This is a genomic window from Aeromonas sp. sif0611, from assembly GCF_019218845.1.
GTDB classification, from domain to species: domain Bacteria; phylum Pseudomonadota; class Gammaproteobacteria; order Enterobacterales; family Aeromonadaceae; genus Aeromonas; species Aeromonas media.
On sequence record NZ_JAHUWU010000021.1, the window covers coordinates 1 to 1,187 of the forward strand.

The window sequence follows — 1,187 nt, forward strand, 5'->3', positions numbered from 1 at the left end:
TGGTCCGGCCCCGTCGCCGCTGCCGTCACCACGCTCGAGCTGTCATCCGCCCCCTTGATGTTGATGGTCAGCTTGGCAATGCTCTCATCCCCATCCGCATCCTTCATCGTGTACCAGACGTCGTAGCTCAGGTTCGAGCCCGCCGTCAGCGCCTGCGTGGCCGCCTTGCTATTGTCCAGCACATAGGTCCAGGCGCCGGTGACCGGGTCCTGGGTAAAGGTACCGTAACTGTTCAGCGCGGCGACCGCCGCTCCGTTGTCATGCCCGCTCGCGCTCCACCCCACGAACACCGCCGGGGTGTCCGCCCCGCCAGCGTCGTTGCTCAGCACGTTGCCATTCAGGCTGCCCGCCACATCCTCGGTCAGGGTCCCCCCTGCGTCATTGGCAGCCGTCGGCACGTCGTCCACGATGCGCACAATTAACTGGTCGCTGGCACTGGTGCCGCCCACCCCGTTCACCCCGATGGTGATGCTGTCGTCAAACCCGGTGCCCGTTGCACCCGCCTTGCTGTCGTTGTCGATGGTACCGCTCAGGGTGTAGCTGTAACTCACCGTCCCGCCACTGGCCGTCCCCACGTAACTCAGCAGCGTCAGGACGCCCTCGCCCGTGTTGACGGTCTGACTGCCGTTGAACCCTTGCAGCTGCGCCAGGGTGTAGGTGGTTCCCCCTATCACCACATTCAAAATCCCGTCCGTGGCCGAGACCGTGAAGCTGCCGCTCACCGTCTCCGTGTTGGCCGCCGCATTGGACCCGTCCGGATTGAGGCCCGACTCGTACACCTGATGGTCCGGCCCCGTCGCCGCTGCCGTCACCACGCTCGAGCTGTCATCCGCCCCCTTGATGTTGATGGTCAGCTTGGCAATGCTCTCATCCCCATCCGCATCCTTCATCGTGTACCAGACGTCGTAGCTCAGGTTCGAGCCCGCCGTCAGCGCCTGCGTGGCCGCCTTGCTATTGTCCAGCACATAGGTCCAGGCGCCGGTGACCGGGTCCTGGGTAAAGGTACCGTAACTGTTCAGCGCGGCGACCGCCGCTCCGTTGTCATGCCCGCTCGCGCTCCACCCCACGAACACCGCCGGGGTGTCCGCCCCGCCAGCGTCGTTGCTCAGCACGTTGCCATTCAGGCTGCCCGCCACATCCTCGGTCAGGGTCCCCCCTGCGTCATTGGCAGCCGTCGGCACGTCGTC

The 1,187-nt window shown here is 65.5% G+C and carries 1 protein-coding gene; it reads right to left on the minus strand.

The window, feature by feature from the left end:
* Positions 1-1,187: VCBS domain-containing protein (locus KW824_RS20575; protein WP_218410877.1), on the minus strand; the 1,187-nt coding region annotated here is incomplete at both ends.